The organism is Pseudomonas sp. LBUM1678, assembly GCF_059695575.1.
This window is the reverse complement of sequence record NZ_CP166775.1, coordinates 2072709-2087472: the sequence shown is the minus strand read 5'-3', so window position 1 is coordinate 2087472 and position 14764 is coordinate 2072709. Positions and strand designations below refer to the sequence as shown.

The 14764-nt window shown below is 60.5% G+C and carries 13 protein-coding genes; 11 read left to right on the top strand and 2 right to left on the bottom strand.

Annotated features, from left to right (window positions below; all coding sequences use genetic code 11):
- Positions 1–159: 159 nt before the first annotated feature.
- Positions 160–1233, bottom strand: a complete 1074-nt coding sequence (rlmM, locus tag ACA070_RS09455) for a 23S rRNA (cytidine(2498)-2'-O)-methyltransferase RlmM (protein ID WP_497450898.1) — start codon at positions 1231–1233, stop codon at positions 160–162.
- Between the two features lie 222 nt (positions 1234–1455).
- Here rlmM and acnA point away from each other — a divergent pair, with 222 nt between their 5' ends.
- The 3 genes from acnA to ACA070_RS09440 all read left to right on the top strand — a co-directional run bounded on the left by acnA (position 1456) and on the right by ACA070_RS09440 (position 6897).
- On the top strand, positions 1456–4197 hold the full coding sequence (gene acnA, locus ACA070_RS09450) for an aconitate hydratase AcnA (protein WP_497450897.1): 2742 nt from the start codon (positions 1456–1458) through the stop codon (positions 4195–4197).
- A 239-nt stretch (positions 4198–4436) separates the two neighbouring features.
- Positions 4437–5228 carry a CPBP family glutamic-type intramembrane protease gene (locus tag ACA070_RS09445; RefSeq protein WP_497450896.1) on the top strand — a complete coding sequence of 264 codons (792 nt, stop codon included), beginning with the start codon at positions 4437–4439 and terminating at the stop codon, positions 5226–5228.
- A 103-nt stretch (positions 5229–5331) separates the two neighbouring features.
- Positions 5332–6897, top strand: coding sequence for a methyl-accepting chemotaxis protein (locus ACA070_RS09440; RefSeq protein ID WP_497450895.1), 1566 nt, complete (start codon positions 5332–5334; stop codon positions 6895–6897).
- A gap of 130 nt (positions 6898–7027) precedes the next feature.
- On the opposite strand, the gene ACA070_RS09435 is transcribed toward ACA070_RS09440, so the two are convergent.
- Positions 7028–7705, bottom strand: a complete 678-nt coding sequence (locus tag ACA070_RS09435; RefSeq protein WP_497450894.1) for an alpha/beta family hydrolase — start codon at positions 7703–7705, stop codon at positions 7028–7030.
- Positions 7706–7804: 99 nt separating this feature from the next.
- Here ACA070_RS09435 and ccoN (ACA070_RS09430) point away from each other — a divergent pair, with 99 nt between their 5' ends.
- The 8 genes from ccoN (ACA070_RS09430) to ccoP (ACA070_RS09395) all read left to right on the top strand — a co-directional run bounded on the left by ccoN (ACA070_RS09430) (position 7805) and on the right by ccoP (ACA070_RS09395) (position 14707).
- Positions 7805–9229 (top strand): cytochrome-c oxidase, cbb3-type subunit I, encoded by a 1425-nt coding sequence (gene ccoN / locus ACA070_RS09430; protein WP_497450893.1) that lies wholly within the window; start codon positions 7805–7807, stop codon positions 9227–9229.
- 10 nt (positions 9230–9239) lie between these two features.
- The gene (gene ccoO, locus ACA070_RS09425; RefSeq protein ID WP_497450892.1) at positions 9240–9848 is read left to right on the top strand and encodes a cytochrome-c oxidase, cbb3-type subunit II; all 609 of its coding nucleotides are present in this window, start codon (positions 9240–9242) and stop codon (positions 9846–9848) included.
- Positions 9849–9851: 3 nt separating this feature from the next.
- Positions 9852–10052, top strand: a complete 201-nt coding sequence (locus tag ACA070_RS09420) for a cbb3-type cytochrome oxidase subunit 3 (RefSeq protein WP_497450891.1) — start codon at positions 9852–9854, stop codon at positions 10050–10052.
- Positions 10049–11002 carry a cytochrome-c oxidase, cbb3-type subunit III gene (gene ccoP, locus ACA070_RS09415; RefSeq protein WP_497450890.1) on the top strand — a complete coding sequence of 318 codons (954 nt, stop codon included), beginning with the start codon at positions 10049–10051 and terminating at the stop codon, positions 11000–11002. Before ACA070_RS09420 ends, ccoP (ACA070_RS09415) begins: the two co-directional genes overlap by 4 nt.
- Before the next feature lie 483 nt (positions 11003–11485).
- Positions 11486–12928, top strand: a complete 1443-nt coding sequence (gene ccoN / locus ACA070_RS09410) for a cytochrome-c oxidase, cbb3-type subunit I (RefSeq protein ID WP_462026385.1) — start codon at positions 11486–11488, stop codon at positions 12926–12928.
- Positions 12928–13536: a cytochrome-c oxidase, cbb3-type subunit II gene (gene ccoO, locus ACA070_RS09405; protein WP_131059970.1), complete on the top strand. Its 609-nt coding sequence runs from the start codon at positions 12928–12930 to the stop codon at positions 13534–13536. The genes ccoN (ACA070_RS09410) and ccoO (ACA070_RS09405) overlap by 1 nt, the downstream gene beginning before the upstream one ends.
- Before the next feature lie 5 nt (positions 13537–13541).
- Positions 13542–13727 (top strand): CcoQ/FixQ family Cbb3-type cytochrome c oxidase assembly chaperone, encoded by a 186-nt coding sequence (locus tag ACA070_RS09400; protein WP_003175465.1) that lies wholly within the window; start codon positions 13542–13544, stop codon positions 13725–13727.
- The gene (gene ccoP, locus ACA070_RS09395) at positions 13724–14707 is read left to right on the top strand and encodes a cytochrome-c oxidase, cbb3-type subunit III (protein WP_497450889.1); all 984 of its coding nucleotides are present in this window, start codon (positions 13724–13726) and stop codon (positions 14705–14707) included. Before ACA070_RS09400 ends, ccoP (ACA070_RS09395) begins: the two co-directional genes overlap by 4 nt.
- Positions 14708–14764: the final 57 nt, after the last annotated feature.

The window sequence follows — 14764 nt, the reverse complement described above, 5'->3', positions numbered from 1 at the left end:
AACTGGCCGGCATTGTCGCGCATTGCCGGGTGTTCGGTCATCTGTTGCAAATACCCAACCTGTAGGAGCCGGCTTGCTGGCGAAACAGGCGCCGCGGTGATTCGCTGCACCGCGTAACGGCCATCGCCAGCAAGCCGGCTCCTACAGGGCCCGTGTGTATCAACGGGACTTGGGTTTCTTCACATCAATCCGGCGCAAGTGGCAGGTCACTTCTTCACGGTCGTGATACAGCTGTTTGCAGCCGATTTCGACCCGAATCCCGCGTTCCTTGAACCCGTCGGCAATGCGCTCAAGCAAGCGTTTCACTTCGGCGTAACGCTGTTTCATCGGCAACTTCAGGTTGACCACCGCTTCGCGGCAATGCCCCTCACCAATCCATTCTTCCAGCATCGCGGCGTTGCGCGCCGGTTTCTCGACGATGTCGCAGACCATCCAGTCCACCGGCTGCCGGGGTTTGAAGGTGAAACCGTCGGCCATCAAGTGTTGCACCAGACCGGTGTCCATCAGGCTTTCGGCCATCGGACCGTTGTCGATCGCGGTCACCAGCATGCCGCGGTTGACCAGTTGCCAGGTCCAGCCGCCGGGGGCGGCACCGAGGTCGACGCCGGTCATGTCGCTGTGCAAGCGCTCATCCCACTGATCGCGGGGGATGAAGTGGTGCCACGCCTCTTCCAGCTTCAGCGTCGAACGGCTTGGCGCTTCACGGGGAAACTTCAGACGCGGGATGCCCATCGGCCACATCGCCGAGTTGTTGGACTCGGCCAGCCCCATGAACACTTCGCGGCCACTTTTGAAGGTCAGCAGCAGGCGCGGTTTGTGGGCATCTTCAACCAGTTTGCCAGCGGCCATCAGCGCCTTGCGCAGGTGGCCTTCGAATTTCTTGCAGAAGTTCGACAGCTCCTTGCCATCGTTGGTGTCGACCATTTCCAGCCACAGGCTGCCGCACAGCGGGAAGTCTGCCATGTGGGCGAGGATCACGCTGATGCGGTCGGTTTCCGGCAGGTCGATGAAAATTCCGCGAGCCCACTGGCGCGGGAAGATCAGCTCGGCGAAACGCTGGCCGCGCATCAGGCGCTCGGCGCCGTCTTCTTCGGTGCAGATGAATTCGGCGCAGGCGCTGGCGGTCTTGGCCTTGGCATAACCGGCCACGTTCAGCCGTGCGGCGTGTTCGGAAATCTCGGAGCAGACTTCGCCTTCGAAGCCCGGCCGGCAGTGCATAAAGAGGGTGTTCATTCTTACTCCTGGGCAGTTGGCGAAGAATTCAGCCACTGCGCGATGCCCAGACTTGCGTTGAAGCAAAGCCTGTCACGAAAACCGGCGCATGATAGCCGAGTTCCGAACCTTGGACTTGGCCATAGAGTCCAGTAATTAGCCTTAAGCATCAAACAGGACTAGGTTTAAGCCTCTGTTCGTTCCCTCAGTCCGTAGCCGTGCGGACCCAAAGGAGTCATTTCAATGCCGTCCCTCGATAGCCTGAAAACCCTTAAGACCTTACAAATCGACGACAAGACCTATCACTATTTCAGCTTGCCGGATGCCGCCAAAAGCCTCGGCGATCTGGACAAGCTGCCGATGTCGTTGAAAGTGCTGCTGGAAAACCTGCTGCGCTGGGAAGACGAAAAAACCGTCACCTGCGCCGACCTTCGGGCAATTGCCGCCTGGCTCAAGGAGCGTCGCTCCGACCGTGAAATCCAATACCGTCCCGCGCGGGTATTAATGCAGGACTTTACCGGCGTTCCCGCCGTGGTCGACCTGGCCGCCATGCGCGCAGCGATGGCCAAGGCCGGCGGCGACCCGCAGCGTATCAATCCGCTGTCGCCGGTGGACCTGGTGATCGACCACTCGGTGATGGTCGACAAATTCGGCAGTTCCAGTGCCTTCGAACAGAACGTCGACATCGAAATGCAGCGCAACGGCGAGCGTTACGCGTTCCTGCGCTGGGGCCAGAGCGCCTTCGACAACTTCAGCGTGGTGCCGCCGGGCACGGGCATTTGCCACCAGGTCAATCTGGAATACCTGGGCCGCACGGTCTGGACCAAGGACGAGGACGGCCGCACCTACGCCTTCCCGGACACCCTGGTCGGCACCGACTCCCACACCACCATGATCAACGGCCTCGGCGTACTTGGCTGGGGCGTCGGCGGGATTGAAGCGGAAGCGGCGATGCTCGGCCAACCGGTGTCGATGCTGATCCCGGAAGTGATCGGCTTCAAACTCACCGGCAAGCTCAAGGAGGGAATCACCGCCACCGACCTGGTGCTGACCGTCACCCAGATGCTGCGCAAGAAAGGCGTGGTCGGCAAATTCGTCGAGTTCTACGGTGACGGCCTTGCCGATCTGCCGCTGGCCGACCGCGCGACCATCGCCAACATGGCCCCTGAATACGGCGCCACCTGCGGCTTTTTCCCGGTGGACGACATCACGCTGGAGTATCTGCGCCTGTCCGGTCGCCCACTTGAAACCGTGAAACTGGTCGAGGCCTACAGCAAAGCCCAGGGCCTGTGGCGTCTGCCGGGCCAGGAACCGGTGTTCACCGACACCCTGGCGCTGGACATGGGCAGCGTCGAAGCCAGCCTGGCAGGGCCAAAACGCCCACAGGACCGGGTCTCGCTGCCGAATGTCGCGCAAGCGTTCAGTGACTTCATCGACCTGCAATTCAAACCCAACAGCAAGGACGTCGGTCGCCTCGAAAGCGAAGGCGGCGGTGGCGTCGCAGTGGGCAATGCCGATCTGGTGGGTGAAGCTGATTATGAATACGACGGCCAGGTCTATCGTTTGAAAAACGGCGCGGTGGTGATCGCCGCGATCACCTCCTGCACCAACACCTCCAACCCGAGCGTGATGATGGCCGCCGGGCTGGTGGCAAAAAAAGCGGTGGAGAAAGGCCTCAAGCGCAAACCATGGGTCAAGAGTTCGCTGGCCCCCGGCTCAAAAGTGGTCACCGACTACTACAAGGCCGCCGGGCTGACCCAATACCTCGATGAACTGGGTTTTGCCTTGGTCGGCTACGGCTGCACCACCTGCATCGGCAACTCCGGGCCCTTGCCGGAGCCGATCGAAAAAGCCATTCAGGCTGCCGACCTGACCGTCGCCTCGGTACTGTCGGGCAATCGTAACTTCGAAGGTCGGGTGCATCCGCTGGTGAAAACCAACTGGCTGGCGTCCCCGCCGCTGGTCGTGGCCTATGCGCTGGCGGGTACGGTGCGGACTGATATCAGCAGCGAGCCATTGGGCAACGACAAGGACGGCAATCCGGTTTACCTGCGGGACATTTGGCCGAGCACCCAAGAGATTGCTGACGCCGTGAATCAGGTCAACACCGCCATGTTCCACAAGGAATACGCCGAAGTGTTTGCCGGCGACGAGCAATGGCAAGCGATTGAAGTGCCGCAAGCGGCGACGTATGTCTGGCAGGACGATTCGACTTACATCCAGCATCCACCGTTCTTCGATGACATCGGCGGCCCGCCGCCCGTGGTCAAGGACGTCGCCGGTGCCAGGGTCCTCGCGCTGCTCGGCGACTCGGTGACCACCGACCACATCTCCCCCGCAGGCAACATCAAGGCTGACAGTCCGGCCGGTCATTACCTGCGCGAGAAAGGCGTGGAACCGCGGGACTTCAACTCCTACGGTTCGCGTCGCGGCAACCACGAAGTGATGATGCGCGGCACCTTTGCCAATATCCGCATCCGCAACGAGATGCTCAGCGGCGAAGAAGGCGGCAACACGATCTACATTCCGACCGGGGAGCGGATGCCGATCTACGACGCGGCCATGCGTTATCAAGCGTCGGGCACACCGCTGGTGGTGATCGCCGGGCAAGAATACGGCACCGGCTCGAGCCGCGACTGGGCGGCCAAGGGCACCAACCTGCTGGGTGTGAAAGCGGTGATCGCTGAAAGCTTCGAGCGGATTCATCGTTCCAACCTGGTGGGCATGGGCGTGTTGCCGTTGCAGTTCAAGCTGGATCAGAACCGCAAAAGCCTGAACCTGACCGGCAAGGAGACGCTGGACATCCTTGGTTTGACCGGCGTGGAGTTGACACCGCGAATGAACCTGCCGCTCATCATCACCCGCGAGGATGGCAGCCGCGAGAAAGTCGAGGTGTTGTGCCGGATCGATACGCTCAATGAAGTCGAGTACTTCAAATCAGGGGGGATTCTGCATTACGTGCTACGGCAATTGATTGCGTCGTAACCGCCTGCTGATACAGACACCGCCTTCGGGCGGTGTTTTTGTTTGTGAGGTGCATCTCTATAATGGCCCGCCACTTCCACAGGTGTTGTGTACAACAAATGCCCCCTGTGGGAGCGAGCCTGCTCGCGATAGCAGTGTGTCATGCACCGATGATGTCGACTGACACTCCGTCATCGCTAGCAGGCTAGCTCCCACAGAGATTGCGGCGCCCTGCACCTTTCCGTACACAAGGATTTTCAATGATTGCCCTGCCATGGACTTACCTGGCCCTTCTCTCCCTCGGTTACGCCCTCGCTCTGACTTACGGCCAACTCGGCTGGCTGGCCGGCATCTCTGTTGCGTTGCTGCTGGTCGCCGGTTTTACAGTCCGCCAACAGAAGCTGCCCATCGCTCGCTACCTCGGCCACGGCGTGTTCATCATCCTCGCCCTGGCGCTGGCGATGCACTGGCTGCCAGGTTTCTACAACGGTCGCGGCATCGATCCGCAACGCTTCACCGACGATGCCGTGCCGTTTTCCATGTACCTGAATCAGGACAAACCCCTGATCGGCTTCTGGCTGTTACTGGTTTGCCCGTGGATTGTCGGACGGAGCTCCCTTCGCCTTTCGGCTTATGCCACAGCCCTCGCACTGACTCTGAGCGCCGTCTTGGCCTTGGGCGGCGCACTGGCGCTGGGTGTGATCAGTTGGGCACCGAAGTGGCCGGATCAAGCCGGGTTGTGGGTGCTGAACAATCTGTTGCTGGTGACGCTGGTGGAAGAAGCGCTGTTTCGCGGTTACATCCAGGGCGGTCTGAGCCGGTGTTTCAAAAACCTGCCCTACGGTGCAAACCTGGCGTTGCTGCTTGCCTCGCTGTTGTTCGGCCTGGTGCATGTGGGGGCGGGTTGGCACTGGGTGCTGCTGGCGGGCCTGGCAGGTGTCGGCTATGGTCTGGCCTACCGTTTTGGCGGTTTGGGGGCGGCCATCGCCACCCATTTCGGCTTGAACCTGCTGCATTTCGCCCTGTTCACCTACCCGATGCTCGCCGGCTGAGGCAATGGCCGTTTTGCGACGCGCTGCTGATTATTGAAAAATAATTTCAATAAAATCCTGACGCCGCCGACAACCTCTCAAAGCCTTGCGGATTGAAAAAGCCATGCGTAACAACCAGCCCACCACACAACGCGAACGGACCTTCCCGGCTCAGCAACGGTTGATTTCCACCACCGATGCCAAAGGCGTGATCACCTACTGCAACGACGCCTTCGTCGAAATCAGCGGGTTTTCTCGTGAGGAGCTGATCCGTGCGCCGCATAACCTGGTCCGTCACCCCGACGTCCCGGCCGCGGTGTTCGCGCACATGTGGGGCACACTGAAACAAGGCTTGCCATGGATGGGCATTGTCAAGAATCGCTGCAAGACCGGTGACCACTACTGGGTTAACGCCTATGTCACACCGGTTTTCGAAGGCAATCAGGTGGTCGGCTACGAATCGGTGCGGGTCAAACCCACCGCCGAGCAGATCCGCCGTGCCGAAGCGCTCTATCAACGCATCAACCTGGGCAAGTCAGCCATTCCTTCGACAGACAAATGGTTGCCGGTGCTTCAGGACTGGCTGCCGTTCATTCTGGTCAGCCAGCTGAGCTTCATGATCGGTGCATCCCTCAACTCTCAGTGGGGCTTCGCCCTCGCCGCCGGTCTCTCGGTGCCGCTGGGCCTGTTGGGCTTGAGCTGGCAACAGCGTGGCCTCAAGCGCTTGCTGCGCCTGGCCGGGCAGACCACCTCCGACCCGCTGATCGCGCAGATGTACACCGACAGTCGCGGCGCCCAGGCACGTCTGGAGATGTCGATTCTCAGCCAGGAAGCACGCCTGAAAACTTGCTTGACCCGCCTGCAGGACACCGCCGAGCACCTGACCGAGCAAGCCAAACAGTCCGACGCCCTGGCCCACAACAGCTCCACGGGTCTTGAACGTCAACGCGTCGAAACCGAGCAAGTGGCCACCGCCGTCAATCAGATGGCCGCCACCACGCAGGAAGTCGCCAGCCACGTTCAGCGGACCGCCGACGCCACTCAGGAAGCCAATCGCCTGACCGGTCGCGGTCGCGACATTGCCGGGGAAACCCGCGAAGCCATCCAGCGCTTGTCGGTGGTGGTCGGTGAAACCGGTCTGACCGTGACCCAACTGGCCAAGGACAGCGACGAAATCGGCGGCGTGGTCGATGTGATCAAAGGCATCGCCGACCAGACCAACCTGCTGGCCCTGAACGCCGCAATCGAAGCCGCGCGTGCCGGCGAGATGGGCCGTGGTTTTGCGGTGGTGGCTGACGAAGTGCGCCAATTGGCACAACGCACCAGCGAATCCACCGGGCAGATTCACGCGCTGATCGCCAAGCTCCAACAAACCGCCAGCACCGCAGTGCAAACCATGGAAGCCGGGCATCGTCAGGCCGAAGAAGGCGTGGCACGGGTACTCGAAGCGGATCAGGCGCTGGTGGGGATCAGCGAAGCGGTGGCCAACATCACCGACATGACCACCCAGATCGCTGCCGCGACCGAAGAGCAAAGTGCGGTGGCCGAGGAAATCAGCCGCAACATCAGCAACATCTCGCAACTGGCTGACCAGACTTCGGAACAGGCACAGCACTCGGCGTTGTTAAGTGAAGAGCTGACCAAAACCGCAAATACCCAGTATTCGTTGGTGGAGCGGTTTAACCGCTGATCTTCGTTGTCAGGGAGTGATGATCGTTCCCACGCTCTGCGTGGGAATGCCTCAATGGACGCTCTGCGTCCGCTGTTGGGACGCGGAGCGTCCCGGGCTGCATTCCCACGCGGAGCGTGGGAACGATCACTTAGCGAAGGAAATCAGCAACCTTCCCCGCCGTAGCCGCCAAATGCTGCTCATGGGTAAACCCCGAAGCCTTCAACGGCTTCAAATCATGATCCCCCGCCACCAACCAAAACACTTCGATGCTCGGCGCTAATGTGTAAGCCTCAACCGCCTCACGATTGCCCAGCGCATCCCGCTCGCCCTGAACAATCAACGTCCGGGTCTTGAGGCCGGCCAAATGCTCGACCCGAGGTTTCTGCGGTTTACCGACCGCATAAAACGGATACCCCAGACACACCAGCGCGTCCGCTTGCAGCTCATCCGCCAAGAGACTGGCCATCCGCCCGCCCATTGACTTGCCGCCAATGGCCAGACGCCCAGTGACACGGCGTCGCACCTCGGCGTACACCTCACGCCAGCATTCCAGCAGTTTCGGCGCCGGGTTCGGTGGACGCTTACCCCCGTCAACACGCCTCTGCGCCATGTACGGAAACTCGAAGCGCAGCACGTTGACACCTTGACCGGCGAGGCGTGCAGCCATGTCGTTCATCCAGCCGCTGTCCATTGGCGCCCCGGCACCGTGGGCGAGGATCAGCGTTGCCGATGCAGGTCCAGAGGCGGCATTCCACAACCATCCATGATCCTGCACACACTGCGCCCATTGATCCCCGTCAATACTGGCCTTGTGCTCTTTGTCCATGCTTGCCTCGCTTTTAGTCTGCCTATAACTCCAGGCGAAGGGCGCGCTGCCTTTTTGTTGCAAGCGTGCTCACTTCGGCTGAACCGTGGATGGGGAACCATGAACACTTCTATCAGTACCGCCTACAACTACAAGGTGGTCCGCCAATTCGCCATTATGACGGTGGTGTGGGGCATCGTCGGCATGGGGCTCGGGGTTTTTCTCGCGGCCCAATTGGTCTGGCCGGAACTCAACTTCGATTTGCCGTGGACCAGTTTCGGCCGGTTGCGCCCGCTGCACACCAACGCCGTGATTTTCGCTTTCGGCGGTTGCGCCCTGTTCGCCAGTTCGTTCTATTCGGTGCAGCGTACCTGCCAGACCCCGTTGTTTGCGCCGAAAATCGCTGCGTTCTGCTTCTGGGGCTGGCAAGTGGTGATCCTGCTGGCGGCGATCAGCCTGCCGCTGGGTTACACCAGCTCCAAGGAATACGCCGAGCTCGAATGGCCGATCGACATCCTGATCACCATCGTCTGGGTCGCCTACGCCATCGTGTTCTTCGGCACATTGGCCAAGCGCAAGACCAAACACATCTACGTCGGCAACTGGTTCTTCGGTGCGTTCATCATCACCGTGGCGATTCTGCACATCGTCAACAACCTTGAATTGCCGGTGAGTTTCACCAAGTCCTACTCGGTGTACGCCGGTGCGACCGATGCCATGGTCCAGTGGTGGTACGGCCATAACGCCGTAGGCTTTTTCCTTACCGCCGGTTTCCTCGGGATGATGTATTACTTCGTGCCGAAACAGGCCGAGCGTCCGGTGTATTCCTATCGCTTGTCGATCGTGCACTTCTGGGCGCTGATCACTCTGTACATCTGGGCCGGTCCGCACCATTTGCACTACACCGCGCTGCCGGACTGGGCGCAGTCGCTGGGCATGGTGATGTCGCTGATCCTGCTGGCGCCAAGCTGGGGCGGGATGATCAACGGGATGATGACGCTCTCGGGCGCCTGGCATAAGTTGCGCAGCGACCCGATCCTGCGCTTCCTCGTGGTGTCCCTGGCGTTCTACGGCATGTCGACCTTCGAAGGGCCGATGATGGCGATCAAAACCGTTAACGCCCTCTCCCACTACACCGACTGGACCATCGGCCACGTTCACGCCGGGGCACTCGGCTGGGTGGCGATGATTTCCATCGGCGCGCTGTACCACATGATCCCGAAAATCTTCGGTCGCCCGCAGATGCACAGCATCGGCCTGATCAACGCGCACTTCTGGCTCGCGACCATCGGCACCGTGCTGTACATCGCCTCGATGTGGGTCAACGGCATCGCCCAGGGCCTCATGTGGCGCGCAGTCAACGAAGACGGCACGCTGACCTACTCCTTCGTCGAAACCCTGGTGGCCAGCCACCCAGGCTTCGTCGTGCGACTGGTGGGCGGTGCGATCTTCCTCAGCGGCATGTTCCTGATGGCTTACAACACCTGGCGCACCGTGCGGGCCTCGCAGCCTGCCGAAGTCGCCGCTGCCGCGCAGATGGCCTGAGGAGTCCGCCATGAAACACGAAACAATCGAGAAAAACGTCGGCCTGCTGTTGCTGCTGATGGTCCTGGCCGTGAGCATCGGCGGTCTGACCCAGATCGTCCCGCTGTTCTTCCAGGACGTGACCAATAAACCGGTGGAAGGCATGAAGCCCTACACCGCACTGCAACTGGAAGGTCGCGACATTTACATCCGCGAAGGCTGCGTCGGTTGCCACTCGCAGATGATCCGGCCGTTTCGCGCCGAGACCGAACGCTACGGGCACTACTCGGTGGCCGGTGAAAGCGTCTGGGATCACCCGTTCCTCTGGGGTTCCAAGCGCACCGGGCCGGACCTGGCCCGGGTTGGCGCTCGCTACTCGGATGACTGGCACCGCGCGCACTTGTACAACCCGCGCAACGTCGTGCCCGAATCGAAGATGCCTGCCTACCCATGGCTGGTCACGCAGGCGGTCGACAGCAGCCACACCGAAACCAAGGTCCGCGCCATGCGCACCCTCGGCGTGCCGTACACCGACGACGATATCGCCGGCAGCGTGGCCTCGCTCAAGGGCAAGACGGAAATGGACGCGTTGGTCGCCTACCTGCAAGTGCTCGGCACTGCGATCAAGAGCAAGAGGTGAGCCATGGTCTTTGAGATGAGCAGTGGAATGATCCGCGGCCTCGGCACGGTCGTGGTGTTCGTGGCCTTCGTCGGCCTGACGCTGTGGGTGTTCAACAGCAAGCGCAATCCGGAATTCGCCGAAGCGCGTTTGCTGCCGTTCGCCGACGAACCACAACCCGACAGCACCCAAGAACCTGCAACAACAAGGAGTACCCGGCCATGACCACCTTCTGGAGTACGTGGATCTGCGTACTGACCATCGGCAGCCTGATCGGCCTGACCTGGCTACTGATCGGCACCCGCAAGGGCGAAACCAAGGGCAGCGTCGACCAGACCATGGGCCATAGCTTCGACGGCATCGAGGAGTACGACAATCCGCTGCCGCAGTGGTGGTTCATGCTGTTCGCCGGCACGCTGGTGTTTGCCGTGGGTTACCTGATTCTTTATCCGGGCCTGGGCAACTGGAAAGGCGTCCTGCCGGGTTACGAGGACGGTTGGACCGGCGTCCACGAATGGGAAAAGGAGATGAACAAGGCCGACGCCAGGTTCGGGCCGATCTTCGCCAAATTCGCCGCCATGCCTGTTGAAGAAGTGGCCAATGACCCGCAAGCGCTGAAAATGGGTGGTCGTCTGTTCGCGTCCAACTGCTCGGTGTGCCACGGCTCGGATGCCAAGGGCGCCTTCGGCTTCCCGAACCTGGCCGACAGCACCTGGCGCTGGGGCGGCGATACCGAGATGATCAAGACCACGATCATGGGCGGTCGCATGGCGGCCATGCCGGCCTGGGGTGAAATCCTCGGTGATGCCGGCGTCAAGAACGTTGCCGCGTATGTGCGTCATGAACTGGCCGGCCTGCCATTGCCGACTGACGACACCGCCGATCTGCACGCCGGACAGCAAGCGTTCAGCACCACCTGCGTAGCCTGTCATGGTGCAAACGGCCAGGGCACTGAAGCCATGGGCGCGCCGAATTTGACGCAACCGGCCGGATTTATCTACGGTACAAGCCTGGCGCAGCTGCAACAGACCATTCGCCATGGCCGCCAGGGCCATATGCCCGCGCAGAACGAATTGCTCGGCAATGACAAGGTGCAATTGCTCGCCGCTTACGTCTACAGCTTGTCTCACGGTCTGAGTACCGAGCGCTTGCAAGCTGAAGGCAAACGCGAATAAATCTCGACCGTTCTACTGCCGCATTCTCCCGGATGCGGCAGTTCCCTGCCTCTTTGCGACCAAGTGTCGCACCCCTCTGTTGGTCCTCCTTTCGATTCCCCGGATTCGGGTCTAAGCTTGTTCCGATGCGAACTGGCATGAGCCGGTTCCAGGTCGACTCAACCCGATGTGTTCGACGAATCTGCTCGATGAAAGGCCGCAAAGGCTGGTAGATACCGGCTGTCGTGCCAATTGCCATCGGTCACCCGATCGTTGTGTTTGAACACACCCCGTAACAACTGACCTGACCCCCTCACCCTTTTCGTTCGCTGCGACATTTTGTCCGAGGCCGATTTTGTCCTTACGCCGCGCATGGAAAGGCCGCAGAATCAGCTTTTGAAAGCATTGACCCAGGTCATGGCGCGTTGCAATGACCCCCCGCTTTCTACATACTTGCGGCCGATTTTTACTCCTAATAAAACACCCAAACCGTGGAACCTTAGAATGAGCACAGCAATCAGTCCGACTGCTTATAACTATAAGGTAGTCCGCCAGTTCGCCATCATGACGGTGGTCTGGGGGATCCTTGGCATGGGGCTTGGTGTCTTCATCGCCTCGCAACTGGTCTGGCCGGAGTTGAACTTCGGTCTGGAATGGACGAGCTTTGGACGCCTGCGCCCGCTGCACACCAACCTGGTGATTTTCGCCTTCGGTGGTTGTGCACTGTTTGCCACTTCTTATTACGTCGTGCAGCGAACCTGCCAAACGCGACTGATTTCCGACAGTCTCGCCGCCTTCCACTTCTGGGGATGGCAAGCGGTGATCATCGGCGCGATCGTTACCTTGCCGCTGGGTTACACCACCACCAAGGAATACGCGGAACTGGAATGGCCCCTGGCTATTCTGCTGGCCATTGTCTGGGTCACCTACGGTCTGGTGTTCTTCGGCACCATCGTCAAGCGCAAGACCAAGCACATCTATGTGGGTAACTGGTTCTACGGTGCCTTCATCGTCGTGACGGCGATGCTGCACATCGTCAACCACATGTCCCTGCCGGTCAGCCTGTTCAAGTCCTACTCTGCCTACTCGGGTGCGACTGACGCGATGATCCAGTGGTGGTACGGCCACAACGCGGTCGGTTTCTTCCTGACCACGGGCTTCCTGGGGATGATGTACTACTTCGTTCCAAAGCAGGCCGAGCGTCCGATCTACTCCTATCGCCTGTCGATCGTGCACTTCTGGGCGCTGATCACCCTGTACATCTGGGCCGGTCCGCACCACCTGCACTACACCGCACTGCCGGACTGGGCTCAGTCCCTGGGCATGGCGATGTCGATCATCCTGCTGGCTCCGAGCTGGGGCGGCATGATCAACGGCATGATGACCCTGTCGGGCGCCTGGCATAAGCTGCGCACCGACCCGATCCTGCGCTTCCTCGTGGTATCGCTGGCCTTCTACGGCATGTCGACCTTTGAAGGCCCGATGATGGCCATCAAGACCGTGAACTCGCTGTCGCACTACACCGACTGGACCATCGGCCACGTACACGCCGGTGCTTTGGGCTGGGTTGCGATGATCTCGATCGGCGCGATCTACCACATGATCCCGAAACTGTTCGGTCGCGCGCAGATGCACAGCATCGGCTTGATCAACGCGCACTTCTGGCTCGCGACCATCGGTACCGTTCTGTACATCGCTTCGATGTGGGTCAACGGCATCACCCAGGGTCTGATGTGGCGTGCAATCAACGACGACGGCACCCTCACCTACTCGTTCGTCGAAGCCCTGCAAGCCAGCCACCCTGGTTTCATCGTTCGCGCCCTGGGCGGTGCGTTCTTTGCCAGCGGCATGCTGTTCATGGCCTACAACGTATGGCGGACCGTACGTGCCTCGAACCCGGCTGAAGCTGAAGCCGCCGCTCAGATTGCTGTAGTTGGAGCTCACTGATGAAGCATGAAGCAGTCGAGAAGAACATTGGCCTGCTGGCCTTCTTCATGGTTATCGCCGTCAGCATCGGCGGCCTGACCCAGATCGTTCCGCTGTTTTTCCAGGACGTCACCAACAAGCCGGTCGAAGGCATGAAGCCTCGTACCGCCCTTGAAGTCGAAGGACGTGACGTCTATATCGCCAACGGTTGCGTCGGCTGCCACTCGCAGATGATCCGCCCGTTCCGCGCTGAAACCGAACGTTACGGCCACTACTCGGTTGCCGGTGAAAGCGTCTGGGACCACCCGTTCCTGTGGGGTTCCAAGCGCACCGGTCCGGACCTGGCCCGTGTCGGCGGTCGTTACTCCGATGACTGGCAGCGCGCGCACTTGTACAACCCGCGCAACGTGGTGCCTGAGTCGAAAATGCCGGCCTACCCGTTCCTCGTGGAAAACAAGCTCGACGGCAAAGACACCGCCAAGAAACTGGAAGTCTTGCGCACGCTCGGCGTCCCTTACACCGACGAAGACATCGCCGGTGCCAAGGATGCGGTGAAGGGCAAAACCGAAATGGACGCGCTGGTGGCCTATCTGCAAGGCCTGGGCACCATCATCAAAAGCAAACGGTGATTTAGATGGATATCGGGATGATTCGTGGCCTGGGCACCGTTGTTGTGATGGTGGCCTTCATCGGACTGGCGCTATGGGTGTTCAGCCCCAAGCGCAAGTCGGAGTTTGAAGACGCGACCTTGCTGCCTTTCGCGGATGATCCCGAAGCCATCAAGCACGTCGAGCAAGCTTCTAGGAGTAACAAAGAATGACTACGTTCTGGAGTCTGTACGTCACAGTCCTCAGTCTCGGCACCATCTTCGCCCTGACCTGGCTGCTGCTGTCTACCCGCAAGGGCCAGCGCGCCGAGCAGACAGAGGAAACGGTTGGCCACTCCTTCGACGGGATCGAGGAGTACGACAACCCACTGCCGAAATGGTGGTTCATGCTGTTCGTGGGCACCATCATCTTCGCCCTGGGCTACCTGGTGTTGTACCCGGGCCTGGGTAACTGGAAAGGCCTGTTGCCGGGTTACAACTACCTGGATAACGAGAAGCAGACTGCGTTCGCCAACGGCCAGACTGGCTGGACCGGCGTTCACGAGTGGGAAAAGGAAATGGCCAAGTCGGACGCCAAGTTCGGTCCGATCTTCGCCAAGTTCGCTTCCATGCCGATTGAAGAAGTCGCCAAGGACCCGCAAGCCCTGAAGATGGGTGGCCGCCTGTTCGCCTCCAACTGCTCGGTCTGCCACGGCTCCGACGCCAAAGGCGCTTATGGCTTCCCGAACCTGACCGACGCCGACTGGCGCTGGGGCGGCGAGGCAGAAACCATCAAGACCACCATCATGGGTGGCCGTCACGCGGTCATGCCGGCGTGGGCTGACGTGATCGGCGAGCAAGGCGTTGCGGACGTTGCTTCGTTCGTACTGACCAACCTCGACGGCCGCAAAATGCCGGAAGGCACCAAAGCCGACCCGGTTGCCGGCCAGAAGCTGTTCGCCGCCAACTGCGCGGTGTGCCACGGTCCGGAAGGCAAAGGTACGCCAGCGATGGGCGCACCTGACCTGACCCACCCGGCAGCGTTCATCTACGGTTCGAGCTTCGCTCAACTGCAGCAGACCATCCGTTACGGCCGTCAGGGCCAGATGCCTGCGCAAGAACAGCTGCAAGGCAACGACAAGGTTCACCTGCTGGCTGCTTACGTCTACAGCCTCTCTCACGGTGAGAAAGCGCCGGCGGAAGACGCTCAGTAAGGCAAACGCTTGATGCAACAAAAACGGCCCCGTCAATGTGAATTGGCGGGGCCGTTT

Bases quoted from the DNA above. Each gene is read 5' to 3' on its own strand.
- rlmM (WP_497450898.1), bottom strand. From the start codon at position 1,233: ATGAACACCCTCTTTATGCACTGCCGGCCGGGCTTCGAAGGCGAAGTC.
- acnA (WP_497450897.1), top strand. From the start codon at position 1,456: ATGCCGTCCCTCGATAGCCTGAAAACCCTTAAGACCTTACAAATCGAC.
- ACA070_RS09445 (WP_497450896.1), top strand. From the start codon at position 4,437: ATGATTGCCCTGCCATGGACTTACCTGGCCCTTCTCTCCCTCGGTTAC.
- ACA070_RS09440 (WP_497450895.1), top strand. From the start codon at position 5,332: ATGCGTAACAACCAGCCCACCACACAACGCGAACGGACCTTCCCGGCT.
- ACA070_RS09435 (WP_497450894.1), bottom strand. From the start codon at position 7,705: ATGGACAAAGAGCACAAGGCCAGTATTGACGGGGATCAATGGGCGCAG.
- ccoN (WP_497450893.1), top strand. From the start codon at position 7,805: ATGAACACTTCTATCAGTACCGCCTACAACTACAAGGTGGTCCGCCAA.
- ccoO (WP_497450892.1), top strand. From the start codon at position 9,240: ATGAAACACGAAACAATCGAGAAAAACGTCGGCCTGCTGTTGCTGCTG.
- ACA070_RS09420 (WP_497450891.1), top strand. From the start codon at position 9,852: ATGGTCTTTGAGATGAGCAGTGGAATGATCCGCGGCCTCGGCACGGTC.
- ccoP (WP_497450890.1), top strand. From the start codon at position 10,049: ATGACCACCTTCTGGAGTACGTGGATCTGCGTACTGACCATCGGCAGC.
- ccoN (WP_462026385.1), top strand. From the start codon at position 11,486: ATGAGCACAGCAATCAGTCCGACTGCTTATAACTATAAGGTAGTCCGC.
- ccoO (WP_131059970.1), top strand. From the start codon at position 12,928: ATGAAGCATGAAGCAGTCGAGAAGAACATTGGCCTGCTGGCCTTCTTC.
- ACA070_RS09400 (WP_003175465.1), top strand. From the start codon at position 13,542: ATGGATATCGGGATGATTCGTGGCCTGGGCACCGTTGTTGTGATGGTG.
- ccoP (WP_497450889.1), top strand. From the start codon at position 13,724: ATGACTACGTTCTGGAGTCTGTACGTCACAGTCCTCAGTCTCGGCACC.